We start from the raw sequence: 19,208 nt of genomic DNA on the forward strand, positions 1-19,208 counted from the left end.
GAAGCTGATAATCGGGGCGATGATGCGTAAACTTGCCCAGGTGGCGTATGGCGTCCTGAAATCAGGACGCCCGTTCGATGCCACGCTGCATGAGGAAAATGCTTGCATGGCATAACAGTATCTACGTCTCGACGCCGGGTGGCGGCTGCGCCTTACCCGGCCTACACGAACATCATTGCTTCAGGTTTTGTAGGCCCGGCATGCGCCGCGCCGCCGGGCAATACGGCCCAATTAACCCGAACATCATTGCTTCAGATTTTGTAGGCCCGGCAAGCGCCGCGCCGCCGGGCAATACGGCCCAATTTACCCGAACATCATTGCTTCAGGTTTTGTAGGCCCGGCAAGCGCTGCGCCGCCGGGCAGCACGGCCCCACTATTCAACGGCTACCCGCACATTCACATGGCCGAACGGGGGAACCTGACGGAGTGCCAGCGGTTCGCCCAGCGCATTACACGTCTGCCACGCTTGCGGCACGGGGATCGGTTGCTCGCCTGGGTTAAACAACCTGACTAACGTCCCGCCATAAAGCACATCCACGCCGCTGACCGCCAGCCCTGCCGGAATATCTGCCAGTAACTGCCGTACCTGCACCGGTTGCGCCGGTAGGAAGACGTCGAAATTATCCAGCCGCTGCACACAGGTTTCATCACGCTGCCACTGCCAGAGCGTCGGATTAACGCGAAAGCGTTGCGCGCAGGCCACGCGTTCGGGCGCGGCAAGCGGCGTCAGACACAGGGCGAAATCAAAGCACAGTAGTCCCGGCAGCTCCGCTTCCGGGGTGGCTAACCGCTGGCCTGACGCGCGACCCGGACGCCACAGCAAATCATCTTTGCCCAGTTGCGACGCCCCGCGAAACAGCGTGACGCGCAGGTGGCGATCGTCATATTCATACTCTTTCAGGCCGCGGGCGAAGAAATGAAAATCGTCGTGAGCGCGCAACTGGTGCATGAAGGGTTCGATGTCCACCGGACGCTCGGTAAAATCCGTGCGCGCGCTGTCCGGCTGGTTCTGGCGGCTGATCCAGCCGAAAGGCATATCCGCCTGCACCGCTGCAATAGGCGTGCCGGTATCGAACACCAGCTGCATCCGATGCTCGCGCACCTGATTATCTACCGTCAGATGAAAGCGGATCAGCGCGTCTTCCAGCGTCACCGTCAGCGTCACCGCCACTGACTTCATGTGTTCACTGCGCCCGGCGCGCTGTGGATCAAGACACTCCGGCAGCGACAGCAGGCTGGTGACGATCATCTCCTGTTTGGCCGAGTGCTGCTTCACGGACACCAGCTCCATCCAGCCAGAGCGTAACTCCATGTCGCCTGCCAGCGGCGAGAAATCATACAGGTCGCCATCGTTACCCAGATCGCTGAGCTGTAACAGCCGCGTCAGCGTGCGCTGATTACGCTTATCAAACAGGCACAAATTCTGCTCATGCCAGCTGATGCGATAACAGGCGTTTTCAATGAACGTCTGGCGCAGGGACTGCATCCACGGCATCGCCGCCGGTTCCGTATGCTGCACAAAAAACAGCGCCATCCCCAGCGGCGGCACCGGCGCATGGACAATATCCACCCGGTTACGGTAGTAATAGTCTGCCGAGAACGTCTCTACTTCGCCGTCAGGCGTCAGCAGCACGCCGCGCGGTTTGCGGATTTTCTCCTGTGCCAGCAGGATGAATTCCACCGGTTTGCCCTGTTCATCCACCAGCCGGAAGGTGGGGGTCGGCGTGATCAGCACGCGATTGTGTACGCAAACGGTGGGCGCCCCGGTGCCGTTGACCAGCAGAAAACGGTGATCCTGATCCGGCGCGAGGTTGGCCAGCAGCAGGCGGGCGTGCAGGCTGAACAGCGCCTCGCCAGTCTGCTGTGCGTGGGCGCAGCGGGCCAGCACGTCGCGGTTGGTTTCATCGCTGTTGCAGCCGCCCATGCTGTCGTGGGCGTGCGACTCCAGCAGCAGACGCCAGGCTTTCTCCAGCATCGGCTCGCTACAGGCCAGCCCGTTCATGCGTGCCAGCGCCAGCAGCGGCTCGGTCTGATGGATCAACTGGGTTTCTGCCTCGTCGTTCGCCCGTTTAATGTCGTAGCGCGAGGAACCAATGGTTTTATGCACCCGGGACAGGCGCGGACGGCGGAACTCCCCCTGCCACAGCGGAAGTTCTTCCGCGTTCAGCGCCGCGAAATACGCCTCGTAGCGACTGGCGATAAACTCATCCTCGCTGTGGGCATTAATTTCCGCGATAAGACGGGCGAAATCCGCATCACAACTCACCTGATCGCCGCCAATCGGACACAGCAGATGGCGGCAGGGGGTGAGCTGTTTAAGGCGGGCGATCAGCGGGAACGTTTCTGTCTCAACATGCGCAAGCGAGAAATTGCGCCAGCGCCCGCCGCGCTCCGGGTGGGCCAGCGAATAGCCAAACGGCATGATGGCCGTGGTGACGGTGTCGCCGTTCGCCGCCTGCCAGCGCATTTCCGTCGCGCCCATCACCTCAGGATCGTACCCCCGGCGCAGCAAAATATGCCGCAGTCCAAAGGCGGCTGCCAGCTGCGGTAGCTGCGCCGGGCTGCCAAAGGTATCGGGTAAATAGAGCACGTCCATGCAACCGCCCGCTGCGCGGGCAAGCGCAATGCCAATGCGCAGATTACGGAACATGGATTCGGTGCTGATGCTGAACAGATCCGGCTGCGTATACCAGGGGCCGACCATTAACCGACGCTGGCGAACGAGCGCCGTCGCCCGTTCGGTCATCTCCGGTTTAAGCTGTAAATAATCCGCCAGCAGGGAGCTTTGTCCGTCCAGGTGATACGCCAGCTCCGGGTGATGTTCTAAGGCGTCAATCGCCTCCGTGAAGGCTTTCAGGGCGAACACCTGCGTGTCGAGGGTGGTGAAATACCACTCGCGATCCCAGTGGGTATGCGATACCGCGTGGACGATGCGTTTGTCGTTCATTGGCGTTCCCCGTCGCTGCCCGTTTCCAGCAGGTATTCGGCATGAATATCCTCGCCGTACCACATCGGGAAATTGGTGCCCCAGATATTGTTATACAGGTGGGGGAAAATGCCTTCCGGCTCGTCATGTGGCTCGCCAAACCACAAAATACGCGGCTCGTGCAGGGCGATAAGCGGCGCGTCGAGCGGCTGTAATTGCCAGTCAGGGGTGAAAACGCGCTCGACGCCGTGCAGATTACGGTTGCCGTTGTGCACCACCTGTTGCCAGTCGATGGTGTGGCCGATTTTGCGACACTGGCTGCGGGATTTATTCATTAACCCGAACTGTAACCAGATCTCTTCCGGCAGGCGGTTGGCCTGTTTACCGATAATCGATACCTGATAGCGAATAGCGCGGCGATGTTTGCTAAAGCGCCAGCAGTGCAGCACTTTTTTGGGCAGTCGCAGCACCATGCCTGGTTCGTTTTGCACAAAACGCGCGTCGATAAACAGCTGATACTCGTCCGGCGTCTCTTCCACGCGTACCTCATGCAGTTGCAGCGTCGCGCATTGTGAAGACACGGGAACGGCGGTCAGCTCCAGGCCTGGCTTGGTAAAATCGGCTATCGCCCAGTCGCGCGTGGAGGTGAGATTTTGCAGATAGTGTTCTGCAAAACGCTGGTATTCGTCGTCGCTCACCTGACGGTAAATCAGCTTGCCGAGGGGAGCCGCGCAGAGCGCTTTACCGCCGACGTTAAGCGTGCTCAGGCTGCCATCCTCGGCAATAACCAGTTGATAATCGCCAAAATAATGTGCACGCGCCGGAACAATAATGCCCTCCATGGTCACGGGAGAAAGCGGGGTAAATTTCGTGGTTATCGCCGGCGGCAGGCAGGCGAGGGCGTTATCGATGTAATCACGCTGTTCCTGCCAGGAGGCGGCAATATTCTGATAGCCAGGTTCATTGCGGTGCGGCAGACGCGCGGCGAAATCGCCGATAAAACGGTATTTCTCCGGGATGCCGTTTTCCACGCGATCCGCCCGCCGTGCCACCTCAAATTCGGCGGGCAGGTAGTGGTTGTAATCGGCCAGATGCAGCTTGAGATCCATTCCCCAGGTGTGCTCCGGTACCATGATCAACTGCGCCATCGCTTGTCGGTATGCCTCGCTGGTGGCAGAGAGCCGCCCGGCGGCCACTTCCTCTTCCAGCAGACGTGTGAGGCGCAGATAGCGGCTGACCTTGCCCGGATCGGTCGCCAGACCGTGATTCCAGGTATCACCGATCTCGCCGTCGATCACGGGCAGCACATGTTTGATGGTTTCCACGCGGGCGGCAAACTGATCCAGCGTGGAGGCGCTGACCTGCGCGCCGGGATAACGTGACTGATAGGCCGCGATAGTGGCATGGACCAGTTCGGCGTCAGGCGGGGCGCAGTTATCGGCGGCATGACAAAACACCAGCAGTTCATCAAGCGGTTCGCACCAGTATTCGTTGCCGTAGCCGCCCGGCGAGTAGGTGACGATAACTTCCGCCTCTCCCAGGCGCCAGCGGAACAGGTTTGGCACGGCCGGGGAGGTGGAGGCTTCATTAACCCCAAGATGTAACCAGGCGATGCCGGCTTTAGCCAGCCACGGGATAATCGCCTGGGTATAGCCGGGCACGTCCGTCATTTTGGCGGCGATGGTGCGTTTGTTAAAGCGCAGATCCAGTTCGAGGGCCTGTTCAAGTCCCGCCTGGAGTGTGCCGGGGCTGAGCAGTTCGCTGTGCGACGTAAACGGCAGGCCATGCCAGGCGATGTCACCACGCCCGATGGCGTCAGTCAGCGCGCGACGCGCGGTGTCGTCTGCGGTTTGCAGATAGCGGGTAATCAGCCAGGAACCGCAGGTCCAGATAAAGTTCTTCTGCGCCGGGGTATTCACTTCCTGCGCCACCTTGATCACTGCCGGGATAAACTCGTGCAGGTATTTGTCTTCGATGGTACTGGCCAGATCGGTAAAGCCAATATCCAGATGCGTTTTATAGATGATATGCACACGTTGCACGGAATTATCCTCGGTAAATTGGGTTAGTCAAAAGCTGGACCACCGGGCCGCGATTGATACGCAGCAGGGTGAAGGCGGCATCCTGAACGACGATTTCCTGGTTCACATCGCCGTAGCGATTGGGCACCACGATGACCGTCTTGTCGGTATAGATCAGGACGTTATTGTCTTTATGGGTACGGAGCTTAACGTGCAGGATCTCCCCGCTGGTGGTGTCGCCAGGCCCCGCGTCGCCAATGCAAAAACGGTGTAACTGGGTCTGGTCATCGCTTTGCATGTAGCTGTGTCCGGCGACCAGCGCCGAGAGAATGTCTTTGCGTTCGCGGCTGATCGCGCGCACCCACATGTAGGGATTGATCAGCCCTTTTTCTTTGTGAAAATCGCTGCCTGCCACGGCGCTGATTTTTTCGCCCTGACAGAGCTGGTGATGCCAGTAATTAAAGGCATCTTCATTGCCGGTTTCGCCGTCCCACGGCCCGTTCCAGATCTCCAGCCAGTCGTGGCCTGCGAAGCGGTTCTGCCACGGGCAGTAGTGGCAGAATGGATGATTGATGCCGATGCGTGCGCCATTGCGGCGGGCTTCTGCCATCCGGCTGGCGATGTCTTCTTCGGTAAAGTGCGGCAGAAAATTGACTACCGGCTGGGTGACGCCCAGCAGGTTGGCGTGGCCGCGTTCGCTGGTCAGCTCCATGCCGGGGATCAGGCACAGTGAGGAATTAATACCTGCAATTTCATGGTTTTGTGACGTGGTGTTGTGATCGGAAAAACAGAGGAAATCGAACTCCATTTGACTGGCGCGGGCGATCAGCTCGCTCACCGTTAATTTGCCATCACTGTGCACGGAGTGCAGATGGGTGTCGCCTTTCAGCCAGCGCGAAAATTTTGGGTAGAGGGTGATCTCGACGATCACTTCGCAGGCGCGGCGGATCTTATGCAGCCCCAGCAGCACGTGCCATTTGCCGTTGACGATGCTGGTGCGCTGATAGCCCGGCGAGGCGAAATTTTCACTCAGGGTAATGGTTTTACGCGCGCCGCCGCTCCAGCCATTGATGCGGTCGTTGATCATCAGCCCCATATCCACCACATTTCCCGGCGTGCAGTGATAGCTGATGTCGATGCGCTCGGTATTCAGACCCGGATTGAACTCCACGTGGCGCAGGGTTTTTTCCTCATTGGGTGAAATCTTCAGGGTACGGGTCAGCGTCACCGGATGGGCATTCATGCTGCTTCTCCTTCATCTAATAGTTCTTTGCAGTCCCCGGCGATCATCACCACCTCGGCACCATAGATAATCTGAAAGGCCCGCTCGCTGACCTGCACATAGCCTTTCGCGTTGAGCGTTTTTTTCCACACCGCTTCCGGCGCAACGCGCGAGCCGTCTTTCACCTGCACGCGCAGGCGGGAGATGCAGTTGTCGAACTGCTCGATATTCTCTTTGCCGCCGAAAGCGTCGATGATTTGCCGGGCAAAGCGCATTCCCTGCTGATCCTTAAAATCCTGTTTGCTGTACAGCCGGGTGTTTTCCTCCTCGTCTTCGCGCCCCGGCGTCATGACGTTAAAACGCAGGATCAAAAAGCGAAACAGGGCGTAGTAGAGCGCGAAAAACAGCGGGATCAGCCACAGGTAGCCCCATAGATTGAGCTTCGCAGGCTGGAGCAACACCGGCAGGATGTCTTTCAGGCTGCCGCCGTAGATGGACACGTTCGCCATTTCGGTGAGCACGAAAGCGAGGCCGGTCAGCGGCACGTGCACCAGATAAAACAGCCAGGGGGCGACGAACAGAAAGGTGTATTCAATGGGTTCGGTGACGCCAAACAGGATCATGGTCGCCACTACCGGGATCAGTAAGCCCGCGACGACTTTTTTGTGCGGTGATTTCGCGCACTGATAGATGGCCAGCGCCGCCCCTGGCAGCGCGCCAAAATGCACCACCACGCGCCCGGACTGAAAGCCGCGCACCAGCAGCTGCGGTGTTTCTTCACAACCCAGCTGTGCCATATAGATATTGGTGGTGCCGCTCACCAGCTGGTTACAGACGGTCATGGAGCCACCTAATTCTGTCAGGCGGATGGGCGTGGTGATCAGGTGATGCAGGCCGACGGGCAGCAACGATTTATCTGCTACCGCCCAGATAAAGGTGCCAAACAGGCCGGAGTTACCAATCAGTTTGCTGAACTGCGCCAGCATGCCGCCCAGCGGTGGCCAGATAAAAAAGAGCAGCACGCCGAGCAGCGATCCGGCCAGCAGCGTGACGATAGGCACCGTGCGCGTACCGGCGAAAAACGACAGCACCAGCGGCAGCTTGACGTTATATAAGCGGTTATGCAGCCAGGCGGTGATCAGGCCCACCGCCATGCCGCCGAAGACGCTCATGCGGTAGGAAAACATCCCCAGTTCACTGGTATAAATAGACGCGCGCTGGACGGCGGCAATCTCACTAAGATGTTGCTGCTGCCGGAAGAAGTCGACGCTGGTGGTCTGCGGCGTCATGTTATTTAATTCCAGCAGCGTGGCGATAATAAAATGCATCGCCATAAAACAGACCGCGCCAGAAAATGCCGCCCAGCCTTTTTCTTTTTTCGCCAGACCAAAAGCCACGCCGATGGAAAAGAACAGCGGCAGATTGCGAAATACCACATCGCCGGTGGCTTTCATCACGCTGAATACGGTAAATAAAACTGAACCTTTAGTAATGACACTCTGTAAATGCAGGGCTTCAATGGTGCCGCTACTGGTAAAGGCGCTGCCAAAACCCATAAACATTGAGCCGACGGTAATGATGGAGATCGGCACCAGCATGGCCTGGCCGATCATTTGCATTGTTTGCTTCATAAAAATCCTTTTTCACGGGCTTTAATTATTCATTTGAATAATGTTTTGAAGCACCCCGGAGTATTTATTTTGTGATGTATTGATCGTGATAATTATTATTTCACGATTTCAATGCGTGGTCTGAAATTACATTTCAATTATCAGACTGATGTGCGGAAATATAACGATTTCAGTTAGCGTGTTTTGTGATGTGAACAGCGTAACGCCAGATACGCAGAGGTTATTTGTAAGAAAAAATGCCGCGTTCTGCGGCATTATTAAGGGTTCGGCTATTAAGAGAGGAATTAGGCGGGCAGATCGTCGGCGCAGATTTTCCCGTCTTTCAGGCGAATCACACGGGAAAAGTGGCGGCGGGTAAAATCATAATCATGGCTGATGGCGAGCAGCGTTGTCTGCCGCTGACGACAGACTGCCAGCCAGCCTTCAAATATGCCGAGCCAGCGATCGTCAAAATCCCGGCTCGGCTCATCAAGCAGCAGCACAGGCGGGGCCATCGCTTCAAGGCTGGCGACCGCGACCATTCGCCGCTGGGCGGCATGCAGATCCAGCGGATGCGCCTGCGCCACATCAGCAAGACCGCACAGCTCAAGCGCCGCACGGGTGCGCTGTTCAATAACGGCGGCGGGCAGCTTTTGCAGCTTCAGCCCAAAAGCCACTTCACGTTGCACCGTGCTGTGCAGGATCTGGTTTTCCGCCTCCTGAAACAGCACGCCGACCTGCGCGGCGCGCAGCGGGGCGTTTAGCGCTGACAGCGGCTGCCCGTTCAGCAAAACCTTACCCTGCTGCGGTGTTAACAGCCCCGCCATCAGACGCAATAAGGTGGATTTTCCGGCACCGTTATCGCCGATGAGCGCCACCCATTCGCCGCGCTCAATTGTGAGTGTCAGGCTGTGCAGACAGTTTTCGGCAGCCGCCGGCCAGCGGAAGGTGACGTTGTGTAACGCGATCATAAGGCGGTCAGTCCTGTTTCATCGAGCTGCCACATCTGGCGGCAAAACGCCTGGGCTGGCTGGCGGTGGCGTTCAAAGAGGATCACCAGCGCCTGGCTGTCGTTTGCCCAGGCAGACAGGCGAGTGAGCATCTGCTGCGTGGCCTGCGGCGTCAGACGGCTAAAAGCCTCGTCGAGCAGCAAAAGCCGCGGCTGCATCGCCAGCGCACAGGCGATTACTACGCGCTGGGCTTCGCCACCGGACAGCGTGGCGGGATGCCGGTGGCGCAGCGGCAGGCAATCGGTAAGCGTCAGAGCGGCCTCCAGCCGGGCGAGGATCTCATCTTCCCCCAGACAGAAATTCTCCGGGCCGAAGGCAATTTCTTCTTCGACGCTAAACGTACAGCCGGAGAGTTGCAGGGCGGGGGACTGCTGCACCAGCTGGACGGTCTGCGCCTGTTCAGGCAGCGAACGCTGACCCATTGGCTGATCCAGTATCTGCCCGCTACCGCTGAGCGTGCCGGGCAGATAGGCCGGATACCAGCCAGCAAGCAGTTGCGCGAGCGTGCTTTTACCGCTGCCGTTACCGCCCAGCACAGCGACCATGCCCGGCTGCGGGCAGTGAAAATTCAGGCGACGCGCGGGAGCGGCAGCATGCGCGGGCTGAAAACAGAGATCCTCTAGCGTAACCATAACCAGACTCCGGTTTCTGCCAGCATCAGGGCGAGCAGGGTATAACGCAACACGCGCTGGCGGCGGCTGTCGGGCGGCGCCCATAACGTGGTGCGGGTGCGGTGCAGGCGAAAACCGCGCATGTCCAGCGCTGCGCCGCGGATCGCCAGATCGTTAAGCGCGCCCTGGATCAGCGGCACGATCAGCGCTGGCATGGCGCGCAGCCGCTGATGCCAGCGACCGTCGAGGGGAACGCCGCGAGCGCGCTGTGCTTCGTGAATGCTTGCCAGTCGGTGCCTGAGCTGTTCGGCAATCAGCAAGGGGCCGGAGAATAAATACGCTAAGCCCGGCGGCAGACGGCTGGCAAACAGGGCGCGAATAAACTGGCGTACCGGCACGAAGGCCATCCATAGCTGCGAGGTGGCGACGATGGTGAGAATGCGCTGCCACAGGACGATCGCCTGCGCCCAGCCGGTGGCATCGCGCGGCTGACCGCTCATCCAGGCGACCAGCCAGCCGCCGTGCACCAGCCACATGCCAACGCCGAGGGACACCATCAGCCACGCGACATAACGCGCGCGGGGACGGGTGGCACGAAACAGCAGCAGGCTGAGAAAGGCCGCGCCGCTTATCAGGGTTAATCCTGGTCCGGCGGGGAGCAGCAGAACCGACCAGGCCCCCAGACTCCACAGCGTCAGGGAGGTAAAAGGATGCATTCAGCGTACCGGCGACATGGTCGGGAAGAGGCGCGTGGTGCGCAGCGGTAACTGGCGCAGCAGGATCCAGACGATCACCGCGGTGAGGATCTTATCCACCAGGTTGGCCCCGATCACCGTCAGCGCCACGGATTCGATCAGATCGTTACCCATCGAGTGCATCCAGGCGACGAAGAGATCCGCGCCGCTACCTGTTACGCCGCCAAACAGCGCGGTACGGATCGGCACCGCCACTACTGTGACCGCCAGGGTGATCACCACGCCGCTGAGGATCACTTTCGGCAACGAGCGGAACCAGCCAAGCCGCGCCAGCCAGCCTGCCGTCAGGCCGATCACCATGGCGACCGGGGCAAAGGCGGCGGCAATCGGATCGGTTAACAATCCCCACAGCAGATTGGTGAGCAAACCGGTCAACATGCCAACGAGCGGCCCCAGCAGAACTGCGCTTAGCAGCGTGCCGATGGAATCAAGGAAAATCGGCAGCTTGAGCATACTGACAAGCTGCCCGCCGATCATATTGATGGCGACGGAAATAACGATCAGGACCAGGGTCTGGCTGGAGAGTTGGCGACGCGCCATAGCAACCTCTTTTATCAAGCGAGAATTAACGGGGATTTATCACGAGTTCGTCATAGCCGGAGAGCGGGCAGGGCTGGCGGGAAAACGACAGCGCCGTCAGTTCGCCAATCACCAGTTCCAGCGTGGTGCGCACCGTGCAGCCGGGCATGACGTGCCCGCCCAGCAGCGCGCCGTTTTCATCGGCAATACTCAGGTGAAGATGCTCCCCCGTCAGCTCCAGCGTGCCGGACAGGGAAATCACTTCAAAGGTGCCGTAAAGCCGCGTGCTTTCTTCGCGGCCCGCATAGCGCAGGGTGGCCTCCGTCAGGCTGCCGGTACAGCCTGCAATCCACGCGGCCTGTAGCCCGTGATGGCGAATAAACTGGCGTAATTCGGTTAACAGCTCCTGGCCGGGAGCGAGGCGCAGCGCATAAAAGCGTGCCGCAGAGGCAATAGACTGATTCATGGGATGAGTAAACTCCGAAACTCGGACGTGGCCCGCATAATAAGAGTGACGGCGGTTCTGGGTACTGATGTATATCATTAAACTATTCCACGTTTATGACGCTTTTCTTCTGAAGACATGCGGTTTATCGCTAAGGAAAACCGCGCCAGCAGGGGCGCAAAAGTGTGATGCAGATCAGATAAATGTCGTTCCCCGCCGGGCGTCGATTCCTTTTATTCCGCGTTTCGCTTATTCTAGCTGAAGCGTTTCAGTCGATTAAATTTTCGACAAATTATTAACAGGTCGCAGTTTGCGACAGGTAAGGTTTCCCTTGTTGTGTCGCTGCATTATTCTGTCAGCCACAGCAAATCAGGGACAGCCTTGCAGGAGATCTATGACCGTACGCGTGGCGATAAATGGCTTCGGTCGCATCGGGCGTAACGTGGTTCGTGCTTTATATGAATCCGGGCGTCGTGCGGAAGTGAGCGTGGTGGCAATCAATGAACTGGCGGATGCTGCGGGCATGGCGCATTTGTTGAAATATGACACCACCCACGGGCGGTTCGCCTGGGATGTCCGACAGGAACGCGAGCTGCTGTATATCGGCGATGACGCCATCCGCCTGCTGCATCAGGAAACGCTTGCGGCGCTGCCCTGGCGTGAACTGGGCGTGGATGTGGTCCTCGACTGCACTGGCGTGTACGGCAATCGCCAGCACGGCGAGGCGCATCTGGCGGCGGGCGCTAAAAAGGTGCTGTTTTCCCATCCCGGCAGCCACGATCTCGACGCCACCGTGGTCTTTGGCGTGAATCAGCATACGCTGCGTGAAGATGACCGCATCGTGTCCAACGCCTCCTGCACCACCAACTGCATTATTCCGGTGATCAAACTTCTTGATGACGCGTACGGCATTGATTCCGGCACGGTAACGACGATCCACTCGGCGATGAACGACCAGCCAGTGATCGACGCCTGGCATACGGATCTGCGCCGCACGCGCGCTGCCAGCCAGTCAATCATCCCGGTAGATACGAAACTTGCGGCGGGTATCACCCGTTTCTTCCCGCAGTTTGAAGATAAATTTGAAGCGATTTCCGTGCGCGTCCCGACGATTAACGTCACGGCAATCGATTTAAGCGTTACGGTGAAGCAGCCGGTAAAAGCTATAGAAGTCAACCTGTTGCTGCAAAAAGCGGCACAGGGAGCATTTCATGGTATAGTTGACTATACGGAATTACCGTTGGTCTCAGCAGATTTTAATCACGATCCGCACAGTGCCATTGTAGATGGTACGCAGACGCGGGTCAGTGGCGCACACCTCATCAAAACGCTGGTCTGGTGTGATAATGAATGGGGCTTTGCTAACCGAATGCTCGACACGACGTTAGCCATGGCAGCGACTGGTTTCAGGTGAGACGCGCATTGCGTCTGCCAAACTTTAAAAAAAACGAGAGGATTCACCATGTCTGTAATTAAGATGACCGATCTGGATCTGGCTGGTAAACGTGTTTTTATCCGTGCGGATCTGAACGTACCGGTTAAAGATGGCAAAGTCACCAGCGACGCGCGTATCCGCGCTTCTCTGCCGACGATTGAGCTGGCGCTGAAACAGGGTGCGAAAGTGATGGTTACTTCTCACCTGGGCCGTCCGACCGAAGGCGAGTACAACGAAGAATTCTCTCTGCTGCCGGTGGTTAACTACCTGAAAGACAAACTGTCCAGCCCGGTTCGCCTGGTGAAAGATTACCTGGACGGCGTTGAAGTTGCCGACGGTGAGCTGGTGGTACTGGAAAACGTTCGCTTTAACAAAGGCGAAAAGAAAGACGACGAAACCCTGGCTAAAAAATACGCCGCGCTGTGCGACGTGTTTGTTATGGACGCATTTGGTACCGCGCACCGTGCGCAGGCTTCCACCCACGGTATCGCGAAATTCGCTGACGTGGCGTGTGCAGGCCCGCTGCTGGCTGAAGAGCTGGACGCGCTGGGTAAAGCGCTGAAAGAACCGGCTCGCCCGATGGTGGCTATCGTAGGTGGTTCTAAAGTTTCCACCAAACTGACCGTGCTGGATTCCCTGTCCAAAATCGCTGACCAGCTGATCGTCGGTGGCGGTATCGCTAACACCTTCGTTGCTGCTCAGGGCCATAACGTGGGCAAATCCCTCTACGAACCAGACCTGGTTGAGGAAGCAAAACGTCTGCTGACCACCTGTGACATCCCGGTTCCGACGGATGTTCGCGTAGCGACCGAGTTCTCTGAAACCGCGACCGCGACCCTCAAGTCTGCCAGCGACATCAAAGATGAAGAGCAGATCCTCGATATGGGTGACGTTTCCGCACAGAAACTGGCTGAAATCCTGAAAAACGCCAAAACTATTCTGTGGAACGGCCCGGTAGGTGTGTTCGAGTTCCCTAACTTCCGTAAAGGTACCGAAATTGTGGCGCACGCTATCGCAGACAGCGAAGCGTTCTCCATCGCCGGTGGTGGTGATACCCTCGCAGCCATCGATATGTTCGGTATCGCTGACAAAATTTCCTACATCTCCACTGGCGGCGGTGCGTTCCTCGAATTCGTGGAAGGCAAAGTGCTGCCTGCAGTTGCTATGCTCGAAGAGCGCGCTAAGCAGTAAGTTTGATCGGGCGGGGAAACCCGCCTGATTTTCAGCGCGCTTCGCTAAAGCACGCGCTCCCTTTTTCTAACGGCCAAGATACAGGACTACGTAACATGTCTAAAATTTTCGATTTCGTAAAACCTGGCGTGATCACTGGTGATGACGTTCAGAAAGTGTTCCAGGTAGCTAAAGAAAACAACTTCGCGCTGCCAGCAGTTAACTGCGTCGGTACCGACTCCATTAACGCCGTTCTGGAAACCGCTGCGAAAGTTAAAGCACCGGTTATCGTGCAATTCTCCAACGGTGGCGCTGCATTCATCGCCGGTAAAGGCGTGAAAACCGACGTGCCGCAGGGCGCAGCAATCCTGGGCGCTATCTCTGGCGCGCATCACGTACACCAGATGGCTGAACACTACGGTGTTCCGGTGATCCTGCACACTGACCACTGCGCGAAGAAACTGCTGCCGTGGATCGACGGTCTGCTGGACGCAGGTGAAAAACACTTTGCGGCGACCGGCAAACCGCTGTTCTCTTCTCACATGATCGACCTGTCTGAAGAGTCTCTGGAAGAGAACATCGAAATCTGCTCCAAATACCTGGAGCGCATGTCCAAAATCGGCATGACGCTGGAAATCGAACTGGGTTGCACCGGTGGCGAAGAAGACGGTGTGGACAACAGCCACATGGACGCTTCTGCACTGTACACCCAGCCGGAAGACGTTGATTACGCGTACACCAAACTGAACGCGATCAGCCCGCGCTTCACCATCGCGGCGTCCTTCGGTAACGTACACGGCGTTTACAAGCCGGGTAACGTGAAACTGACCCCGACGATCCTGCGTGATTCTCAGGAATACGTGACCAAGAAACACAACCTGCCGCACAACGCCCTGAACTTCGTGTTCCACGGCGGTTCCGGTTCTACTGCGCAGGAAATCAAAGACTCTGTAAGCTACGGCGTTATCAAAATGAACATCGATACCGATACCCAGTGGGCAACATGGGAAGGTATCCTGAACTACTACAAAGAAAACGAAGCGTATCTGCAGGGCCAACTGGGCAACCCGAAAGGCGAAGACCAGCCGAACAAGAAATACTACGATCCGCGCGTATGGCTGCGTGCTGCACAGACGTCCATGATCACCCGTCTGGAGCAGGCTTTCAAAGAACTGAACGCGGTTGACGTTCTGTAATCGGAAATAAGCTGTGCAAATGGCTTCCTTCGGGAAGCCATTTTTTTTGCCAGATGGCAACACGAAAGCGTTTTATCCGGCCTACGGCAAGCACGACTGTCAGTGGTAGGCCGGATAAGCGTAGCGCCATCCGGCAAAAGGGGGGTTATCGTGTCACGCAGGTGCCTTTTTCTCCGGCCAGAATCTGCGGCGCGTCTTTTAGCGCACCAATAAATGCAGCATTACCGCTCTGTTTGACGAAATGCATTACCGCCGCGGCCTTTGGGCCCATCGCACCATCGGGGGCGGCGAACGGCGCTATTTCTGCAAGCGTAACGTGACGCAGCGCGCGCGCCTGCGGCGTTCCCCAATTTTCATACACCGCGTCCGCGTCTGTCAGGATCAGCAGATGATCAGCGTTAATGCTCTGTGCCAGTAAAGCGGCCGTCAGGTCTTTATCAATAACCGCTTCGATTCCCGCATATCCTTCGCTCTGGGCGATAACAGGGATCCCGCCACCGCCGCAGCAAATAACCGTATGCCCGGCATTCATCAGCGTATTGATCGCCTCGCCGTCGAGGATCTTCAGCGGCGTGGGTGAGGCTACCACCCGGCGAATATACTGTGCATCGGCCTTCATCTGCCAGCCATAGCGTTGTTCAAGCTCGGCCTGCTGCTCCGGTTGATACACCGGCCCGATGTACTTTCCGGGCGCGGCAAACGCATCGTCCTGCGGGTCGACGACGACACGGGTCATCACGGTGGTGACGGGCGTAGCGTCAGCGCTACGGGTGAGTTCCTGGGCGATCGCGAAGCCAATCATCCCCTGACTTTCCGCAACCAGCATGTCCAGCGGCCAGGCGGGAGAATCGCTGTACGCCGCGTTTTGCAGCGCCAGTAAACCCACCTGCGGCCCGTTGCCGTGAACAATCACCAGTTGATAGTCACGCGCCAGGGTCGATACCATCTGTGCGAAAATTTGAATGCTCCGTTGTTGATTTTCTGCGCTGAGAATTTCTCCGCGCTGTAATAACGCATTACCGCCCAGGGCAATGACAAGTTTCTTTTTCATGAGAGCCTCATTATGCAAAATATCTCACGACAGAAAATAAAGGTTTACTCTTTTCATAATGTGATGAATTCGACAACTAAACTATCAGTAAAAATATCTCGCTAATCGAATCTATTTTTTAAAGATTTATTTAAATTGGTTTAATAATGATTGTTAGATATTTTTTAATAATTACGCGACCAGTTCCCAGGAATTTATAACAATGAATTTTGTGTGATTTCGCTCAAATGAAAGGGCTTAACTCCCCGATATGGTAAGCGCAGTTAAAACATCAAACCTCACGTATCCATTCGATAACATGGGGTGTTAAACGGTAAGTTTACCGGGAGAGTGCTTATGTCTGAATCATGTGAAGTCACAGCAGTCACAAAGAAAAGGGGAATACCGGCCTGGTGGGTCACTATTTTCTTGTTCTGGTTAGGTTGGATATTTATGTATGCCGACCGGACGATATTGAATCCGGTGATGGGGGAGCTGGAAAAAGAATTTGGTTTAAGTGGAACGCAACTCGGTGTTCTTAATTCAGTTTTCTATTTTTCTTACGCTTTGTTGCAAGTGCCCGCCGGAATTTTGGGCGACAAAATTGGTAAGAAAAAAGTGTTGGTGCCTGGCTTTATCTTGTTTGGCGTGTTCACCGCTGTAACGGGCTGGGCAAAAAGTTGGTACACGCTGTTGTTTGCTCGCGTTGTCACCGGGGCCGGCGAAGGCACCTATTATGGCCCACAGTATGGCTTATCATCTGAGCAGATCCCGAAAAAATACCGCTCTCTCGGCAGTGCCATCATCAATAGCGGGATGGCGTTCGGTATCGCATTAGGGCTGATGTCCTCCAGTTGGCTGGTCTACGACCAGGGATATTCGTGGCGTATGCCGTTCTATGCCATGGCGGTCCCCTCCGTTTTGGTTGGCGTGGCGATTTGGATGTTTGTCAAAGAGAAAAAACGCACCACAGAAATCGATGGCACCCCGGTCAAAAAAGGCAAATTTAGCGACTTGCTGAAGAATCGTAACTTAATTATTACCTATATTATGGTGTTCTGTAGCCTGTTTGGTTTCTTCGTTATTCTGACCTGGCTACCCTATTATTTGCAAAGTGAGCGCGGAATTGCGGGCAGTGAAACTGGGTTTATTTCATCGCTGGTCGCATGGATTTCAATTCCCGGTGCGCTGTTATTTTCCAGTCTTTCTGACAGATTAGGTCGCCGTAAACCGTTAATTATGTTCCTGGTGCCGATTGCAATTATCAGCATGCTGTCAATTATTTGGATGCCGAGTATGACAGGTGTAGTTGTTGCGCTATGTGTTTACGGACTGGTCGGTAAGTTGGCGTTGGATCCGGTACTGGTAGCATTGGTTGCCGATAGCGTTGATGAAAATAATTACAGTACCGCATTCGGCTTATTTAATTTCATCGGTATGAGTTCATCTATTTTGGCACCCATTATTGCAGGTGCAGCTCGCGATATGACCGGAAGCCTCGCATCCAGTTTCTATGTTTCAGCCACTCTGCTGGCCGTTGGTCTGATTGCCATGCTGTTCTTAAAAGAAAAACGCTCATAAAGAGGTAGCTGTAATGATTTACGCTTTTATTAAAAAGGGAAGTTTTCAGGATTCCGTCAGCCTGATGATTATTTCCCGAAAACTGAGTGAACGTCCGGAAGTGGATCAGGTTTCCGTCATGATGGGGACGCCAGCTAATAAATCGATGCTGGATTCGACGGGCTTCTGGCATGACGATTTTGCTGAGGCGACGCCAAATGATATATGCGTGGCCGTTCGAACCAGGAATGAGCAGCCCGAAATTCTTGATTTAATTCGGGAGCAGCTTGAGAAAGAACTGAATGCGATAACTAACGCCTCGGGAAGTTCGCATCAATTGATTAAGGCTCGCCGCTGGGAAAGCGCCTGTCAAAAATTGCCTCAGTCTAACTTGCTGCTGGTGTCTGTTGCCGGGGAATATGCCGCCTCGGTCGCCAAACAAGGGTTGTTGGCAGATAAAAATGTGATGCTGTTTTCCGATAACGTTCCGCTGGAACAGGAAGTTGAGCTGAAAACGATAGCGCGTGAGCGGGGGCTGATCGTGATGGGGCCAGACTGCGGGACGGCGATGATTGCCGGTAGTCCGCTGGCATTTGCCAACGTTCTGCCTGCTGGCGGAATTGGTGTTATTGGGGCATCCGGTACCGGTATTCAGGAGATCACTTCGCAGATCGCTCTGCACCAGCAAGGGATCAGCCATGCCATTGGCCTTGGCGGTCGCGACCTGAGCGCCGAAGTGGGCGGTATCAGCGCGTTGACTGCGCTTGAGATGTTAGCGACTGACGATGCGACCCAGGTCATCACGTTTGTCTCCAAGCCACCGTCTGCGGAAGTCAAAACGCGCATTATCGCTGCCATGCAACGCCTGCACAAACCGGTGGTTGCGCTGTTCCTTGGCAGCAAGCCCGCACAGCGCCGTGAAGGCAATGTCTGGTTGGCCAATTCACTCTCTGATGCTTCGCAACTGGCGGTGCTGCTGATGCGCGTGACGCAACAGCGGCAAATCCTGCCGGAAGTGGTGGGTAAAGGTATTTATGGTCTGTACGCAGGGGGCACACTGGCAGCAGAAGCCGCCATGCTGCTTTCTGCTGCACTCGGTGTTCCGGTAAGTGAAAGCCATGCTGAGGGCGTCATGCTGGAAGCCGGTGGTCACCGTATCGTGGATCTGGGGGATGACAGCTATACGCTGGGCAGACCGCACCCGATGATCGACCCGACAACTCGCAGTATCGAAATCGAAAAACTGGCGGACAGACCGGACGTGGGCGTGCTGCTGCTGGATGTGGTGCTGGGCTATGGCGCATGCGCCGATCCAGCCGGAGCGGTGGTGGAAGCCATTGAGCAGGTTCGTTCTCGTCGCGCCGCGCCGCTGGTGGTGATTGCCACGCTTACCGGCACCGATGCCGATCCACAGGGGCGCAGCGCGCAAAGTGAAAAGTTGCGCGAAGCGGGAATAGCGGTAGTGGAAACGCTCGAAGAGGCTGTGTTGCTCGCCGTCAGCCTTATTCATCATCACGATGACACGTTGCCGGTAACGCACAGCGCGCTTCTTGATGGGGTTCAGGTGATCAATGCCGGATTACGCAGCTTCGCGCTGGATCTACAAAGTAGCGGCACGCCGGTTGTGCATTATCAATGGGCGCCGATTGCCGGTGGCAATGCCCGTCTCGCCAGTTTACTCAAACAGTTACATTAAGT

Annotated in this window: 15 protein-coding genes; 5 read left to right on the forward strand and 10 right to left on the reverse strand. The window is 56.4% G+C overall.

Annotation, left to right across the window (positions count from 1 at the left end; genetic code table 11):
* Window positions 1-373 precede the first annotated feature (373 nt).
* The 9 genes from KW828_RS18920 to KW828_RS18960 all read right to left on the reverse strand — a co-directional run bounded on the left by KW828_RS18920 (window position 374) and on the right by KW828_RS18960 (window position 11,140).
* The gene (locus tag KW828_RS18920; RefSeq protein ID WP_218337813.1) at window positions 374-2,947 is read right to left on the reverse strand and encodes a glycoside hydrolase family 38 C-terminal domain-containing protein; all 2,574 of its coding nucleotides are present in this window, start codon (window positions 2,945-2,947) and stop codon (window positions 374-376) included.
* A complete protein-coding gene (locus KW828_RS18925; protein WP_218337814.1) occupies window positions 2,944-4,968 on the reverse strand; it encodes a DUF5054 domain-containing protein in 2,025 nt (674 codons plus the stop codon). Before KW828_RS18925 ends, KW828_RS18920 begins: the two co-directional genes overlap by 4 nt.
* 4 nt (window positions 4,969-4,972) lie before the next feature.
* Window positions 4,973-6,190, reverse strand: coding sequence for a CehA/McbA family metallohydrolase (locus KW828_RS18930; RefSeq protein WP_218337815.1), 1,218 nt, complete (start codon window positions 6,188-6,190; stop codon window positions 4,973-4,975).
* Window positions 6,187-7,800 (reverse strand): PTS transporter subunit EIIC, encoded by a 1,614-nt coding sequence (locus KW828_RS18935; protein WP_218337816.1) that lies wholly within the window; start codon window positions 7,798-7,800, stop codon window positions 6,187-6,189. Before KW828_RS18935 ends, KW828_RS18930 begins: the two co-directional genes overlap by 4 nt.
* 284 nt (window positions 7,801-8,084) lie before the next feature.
* On the reverse strand, window positions 8,085-8,750 hold the full coding sequence (locus tag KW828_RS18940; protein ID WP_218337817.1) for an energy-coupling factor ABC transporter ATP-binding protein: 666 nt from the start codon (window positions 8,748-8,750) through the stop codon (window positions 8,085-8,087).
* The gene (locus KW828_RS18945) at window positions 8,747-9,421 is read right to left on the reverse strand and encodes an ABC transporter ATP-binding protein (protein ID WP_218337818.1); all 675 of its coding nucleotides are present in this window, start codon (window positions 9,419-9,421) and stop codon (window positions 8,747-8,749) included. Before KW828_RS18945 ends, KW828_RS18940 begins: the two co-directional genes overlap by 4 nt.
* On the reverse strand, window positions 9,409-10,116 hold the full coding sequence (locus KW828_RS18950; RefSeq protein WP_218337819.1) for an energy-coupling factor transporter transmembrane component T: 708 nt from the start codon (window positions 10,114-10,116) through the stop codon (window positions 9,409-9,411). The genes KW828_RS18945 and KW828_RS18950 overlap by 13 nt, the downstream gene beginning before the upstream one ends.
* Entirely contained in the window at window positions 10,117-10,695 is a 579-nt protein-coding gene (locus tag KW828_RS18955; protein WP_218337820.1) for an ECF transporter S component, read from the reverse strand.
* 25 nt (window positions 10,696-10,720) lie between these two features.
* Entirely contained in the window at window positions 10,721-11,140 is a 420-nt protein-coding gene (locus tag KW828_RS18960; RefSeq protein ID WP_218337821.1) for a PPC domain-containing DNA-binding protein, read from the reverse strand.
* Window positions 11,141-11,513: 373 nt separating this feature from the next.
* On the opposite strand from KW828_RS18960, the gene epd reads away from it, so the two are divergent.
* The 3 genes from epd to fbaA all read left to right on the forward strand — a co-directional run bounded on the left by epd (window position 11,514) and on the right by fbaA (window position 14,920).
* Window positions 11,514-12,533: an erythrose-4-phosphate dehydrogenase gene (gene epd / locus KW828_RS18965; protein ID WP_088221342.1), complete on the forward strand. Its 1,020-nt coding sequence runs from the start codon at window positions 11,514-11,516 to the stop codon at window positions 12,531-12,533.
* Window positions 12,534-12,581: 48 nt separating this feature from the next.
* On the forward strand, window positions 12,582-13,745 hold the full coding sequence (pgk, locus tag KW828_RS18970; RefSeq protein ID WP_218337822.1) for a phosphoglycerate kinase: 1,164 nt from the start codon (window positions 12,582-12,584) through the stop codon (window positions 13,743-13,745).
* A 95-nt stretch (window positions 13,746-13,840) separates the two neighbouring features.
* Window positions 13,841-14,920 carry a class II fructose-bisphosphate aldolase gene (gene fbaA, locus KW828_RS18975; RefSeq protein WP_088221344.1) on the forward strand — a complete coding sequence of 360 codons (1,080 nt, stop codon included), beginning with the start codon at window positions 13,841-13,843 and terminating at the stop codon, window positions 14,918-14,920.
* A gap of 145 nt (window positions 14,921-15,065) precedes the next feature.
* On the opposite strand, the gene KW828_RS18980 is transcribed toward fbaA, so the two are convergent.
* Window positions 15,066-15,971 (reverse strand): carbamate kinase, encoded by a 906-nt coding sequence (locus KW828_RS18980; protein WP_218337823.1) that lies wholly within the window; start codon window positions 15,969-15,971, stop codon window positions 15,066-15,068.
* 336 nt (window positions 15,972-16,307) lie between these two features.
* On the opposite strand from KW828_RS18980, the gene KW828_RS18985 reads away from it, so the two are divergent.
* Both KW828_RS18985 and KW828_RS18990 read left to right on the forward strand, forming a co-directional pair.
* Window positions 16,308-17,531 carry an MFS transporter gene (locus KW828_RS18985; RefSeq protein ID WP_218337824.1) on the forward strand — a complete coding sequence of 408 codons (1,224 nt, stop codon included), beginning with the start codon at window positions 16,308-16,310 and terminating at the stop codon, window positions 17,529-17,531.
* A gap of 13 nt (window positions 17,532-17,544) precedes the next feature.
* Window positions 17,545-19,206: an acyl-CoA synthetase FdrA gene (locus tag KW828_RS18990; protein ID WP_218337825.1), complete on the forward strand. Its 1,662-nt coding sequence runs from the start codon at window positions 17,545-17,547 to the stop codon at window positions 19,204-19,206.
* Window positions 19,207-19,208: the final 2 nt, after the last annotated feature.

The organism is Enterobacter sp. ENT03, assembly GCF_019218745.1.
In the GTDB taxonomy this organism is placed as follows: Bacteria; Pseudomonadota; Gammaproteobacteria; order Enterobacterales; family Enterobacteriaceae; genus Enterobacter_D.